Source organism: Ethanoligenens sp., assembly GCF_047718355.1.
Taxonomy (GTDB): domain Bacteria; phylum Bacillota; class Clostridia; order Oscillospirales; family Ethanoligenentaceae; genus Ethanoligenens.
This window is the reverse complement of sequence record NZ_JBDNLG010000143.1, coordinates 1-3,817: the sequence shown is the minus strand read 5'-3', so window position 1 is coordinate 3,817 and position 3,817 is coordinate 1. Positions and strand designations below refer to the sequence as shown.

Sequence of the window (3,817 nt, the reverse complement as noted above, 5' to 3'; positions counted from 1 at the left end):
ACAAAAGCAAGGAAAGTTTTGCAGCTGACTTAAAGCAGATTTGGCTTGCGCCTGATGCAAAAACTGCCCGGAAGCGGGCTGATTCTTTGACAGAGGAATATGAGAAACGCTTTCCGGATGCTATTCGAATTCTTGAAGACGGTCTTGAGGATTCGCTTCAATTCTATGCCTTTTCGGCGCTGGATTCCAGAAAAATCGCAAGCTCAAACATGCTGGAACGGCTGAATAAGGAAATCAGGAGACGTACCCGGGTGGTTGGTATTTTTCCTAATCCCGATTCCTACGTCCGGCTCGTTGCCACATACTTGATGGAATACGCCGAGGACTGGTCAGATGCAAGAGCGTATTTCAGCGTAGAGTCTATTCGAGAAGCCTTTTCCTCAGCCGCATAATTCATTTTTTTCGGAGTGAAATTGCAAACTTCTATTGACACTACCCGATATGGTCAAATCCCAATTTAAGAGCGCCGAATGGGCTGGCACACACATGGAATAGCACCCTCAACGCCATGTTAAAAGAGCTTGATGGAAATCATGGCCTGCCTGTACTGTTTGATGAAATCGGGATGTCCGAAGCGAACAGTTTCCATGGCCTGTTGTATATGCTGGGAACGGGAGTTGAAAAGGCCAGACTGAATCGCATGGGCGGTTTTAGAGACAAGGGGATATGGACTACCACGATCATCATGACTGGTGAATTCAGTCCGCTCCAACAATCTGAAAAATATGAGGGACTGCAAGTGCGGCTTTTGGAATTCTCAGATGTTTCCTGGACAAGCAGTGGAAACCAAGCCGATGCCATCAAAAATGGTATCCTTTCCAACCATGGACATGCAGGTCCTAAATTTGTCGAATATATCTTGCCGAGGCTTCCTGATGTTCTGAATGAAATTGAAACCAAGGAGCAGGAAGTAAAGACTATGTTGAAGGCAAAGGGCCTTACAAGCAATCTTGTGGAAAGGCGTGCGTGGCATTTGGCCGTCCTCATGGAAACCGTTCATTGTATCAATGAGTCTGCGTTAAAGCTTGATTTGGATGAGGAAGCAATTTTACAATTTCTTCTGGATCAAGAGGTGCGTGCTAACAGGGAATCGGATTTGGGTGAAACCTCGTACCAGTATTTTAAAGAGCAGATTCTGTCCAATTGGAATCACTTTTTAAAAAAAGGCATGGGGGACGATCAAGATCGTTTCCACTGTCCATCTGAAATTTGGGGGCGCATTGATCGTATCCATGATGGATCGTTTGAGGTGAATGTTTTTCCAGAGAACTTTGAGAGGATTATGCGCCGCGGAAGCTTTACTTCCATAAAATCGATTTTAATAAAATGGAAGAATAACGGGAGGCTGAGTTTTGAAGAGGGGCGTATCACTCGAAAAAGGAAGCTTATCCCTAATGGTCTGCAATTGCCGATATATGTGGCAAAATTCAATGATGCTGATGAAATAATACCGCCTAGTGTTCCTACTGAGGAAGATGCCGTGACAGCTTCCGATGTGGGGGTACGGGATAATGAAAAATTATAATTATAATCGGTACACGGAAATTACAGCGCGGGTATCGCGCAAACATTTACAGCTTATGGGGGCCTTTGGAGTAACCCGCACTGTCGAAGTTACAAATAAAGTGAGCGTCCAAGGATTTGAAATGAATGACTGTGTGGAAACGGTATTGGCCGTTCTGGCACAAATGATTGTAATCTAATCTAATGGCAAATATACGATGATAAATCAAGCCGTGATCATTACTAATTTGAAAATAATAAGCCTTCGGCGGGCGTGATAAAGAGCATCAAGCAAGGTGCTCAAATATATATTATATCATCATACTTAGGGTTCTGGATGCTGAAAAAGCCAGTTGCTAAATAAGCAGCTGGCTTTTTCTTGTGAAAATCGGAGGTAAATGATATGATAAAGCGCAAAGCTAGTTCCGGAAACAAAGTGGCAATATACGCTAGATATTCCAGCGATAATCAGAGGGACGAATCAATCGACGCGCAAATTCGGGCTGTCCGGAAATATTGCGCGGAGGAAGGGTTTGTGGTGGTCAAGGAGTATATTGACCGGGCTAAGTCGGCTACCACAGATCGTAGACCGGAATTTCAGCGGATGGTCACGGACAGCGCACTGGATCTGTTCGACGTTGTAATGGTGCATAAGCTCGATCGGTTCAGTCGTGATCGGTATGACAGCGCGATTTATAAAAGAAAATTGCGTAGAAATGGCGTAATGGTCTTTTCAGTTACGGAAAGACTGGATGACAGTCCGGAATCTGTGATGATGGAATCGGTGCTGTCCGGCATGGCTGAATATTACAGCAAAAATTTGGCTCGGGAAGTGCGAAAAGGCATGCAAGAATCCGCCTTGCAGTGTAGACATACGGGTGGAACCCCACTGCTGGGATACGATGTAGACCCGGTGACAAAAAAATATGTGCTCAACGAGGCCGAAGCTATGGCAGTCCGTGATATTTTTCGCTTCTATAACGAGGGTTGTGGCTATGAGAAAATTATGAACATTTTAAATGCTAAGGGTTACAAGACAAAAAAGGGAAAACCGTTTGGTAAGAATAGCCTGCATGAGATTTTAGCTAATGAAAAGTATAGTGGCGTTTTTATTTACAACCGGTCTTCCAGCAAAACATTTGATGGTACCCGCAACAACCATATCCCCAAAAAGGACGAAGATATCATTCGTATTGAAGGAGGAGTGCCTGCTATCATCGAAAAAGATGCATTTAGACAAGCAAAGCAGCGCATGGAAGCCAACCGGCATCAGGCAGGCAGCTATAAAGCTAAAGAGAACTACCTGCTTAGTGGGCTGGTATTTTGCGGAGAATGCGGACATGCCATGAGCGGAAACCGGCGCTTTGGAGGGAGCCATAAAACCAAATATGTCTCTTACAAATGCTGCTATCGTGAAAATAACAGAGCGTGTACCAACAAGGAAATACGCAAAGAATACCTAGAGGGGTTCGTGTTATCTGAGTTGGAGCGCATGATCTTCCATGAGGAGGCCATTCCTCGCCTGCTTGCCATGCTAAATGACTACAAGGCGAAGAAGACGGCCAGTGACACTAGAGATACGGAAGTCATGCAGGCGCGTTTGGCTGACATTAATAAGCAAATTCAAAACATTGTCAATGCGATTGCATCTGGTTATATGCAGCCGGAATTTAAAGAAAAAATGACGGAACTGGATGAACAGAAAGCCATCTGTGAAACACAGCTTTTTGAAATCCATGTGCCGGAAGAACGGGCGGTTGTTACAGAGCCTATGCTGCGAAAAATGATTGGTATGTTCCGCGATTTTGTCCAAGCCAAGAACATACCGGAATGCAAGAAATTCATTCAGTCCTTTGTCAAGCGTGTGGTGGTCTTCCATGACCGCGTAGAGGTGACCATGCGGCTTGCCATAACACCGGCACAGGGTGATTCCTTGATTCTACACTCCGAAGAGGATACCAAGACCATACAGGGGAAATATAGCGTGGCATAATCTCAAGCCAGAAAAAAGAAGCAGCCTTCCAAGTGAAAGGTTGCTTCTTTTTTTGTCTGATAAATTCCGCTTTGAAATCGCGGTAACAATCGCTTACAATACTTGTAGACTGCTGGCTTGCTGTATGGCTTTATCTTTCCATGTCCCGTAGGTTATCACAAGTTAGTAAATTCCAATTGGGAACCAGCGCATTACAGAAATAATTTACATTACCGGCAATGAAGTGGTAACCTACCAATATGACAATTGGGATAAACTGCTGAATATGTAAACAATTTTAGGTATTGGTAAAAACAAAAAGTAACATCTCCATTTGTAAAG

4 protein-coding genes are annotated in these 3,817 nt (G+C 44.2%); all 4 read left to right on the top strand.

Annotated elements, in window-relative coordinates; genetic code table 11:
- On the top strand, window positions 1-392 hold a 392-nt coding region (locus tag ABF463_RS14170), incomplete at its 5' end, for a transposase (protein ID WP_415534635.1).
- A gap of 47 nt (window positions 393-439) precedes the next feature.
- Window positions 440-1,525, top strand: coding sequence for a DUF927 domain-containing protein (locus tag ABF463_RS14165; protein ID WP_415534637.1), 1,086 nt, complete (start codon window positions 440-442; stop codon window positions 1,523-1,525).
- A complete protein-coding gene (locus ABF463_RS14160; protein ID WP_415534633.1) occupies window positions 1,512-1,703 on the top strand; it encodes a hypothetical protein in 192 nt (63 codons plus the stop codon). Before ABF463_RS14165 ends, ABF463_RS14160 begins: the two co-directional genes overlap by 14 nt.
- A 203-nt stretch (window positions 1,704-1,906) precedes the next feature.
- Entirely contained in the window at window positions 1,907-3,496 is a 1,590-nt protein-coding gene (locus tag ABF463_RS14155; protein ID WP_415534631.1) for a recombinase family protein, read from the top strand.
- Window positions 3,497-3,817 lie beyond the last annotated feature (321 nt).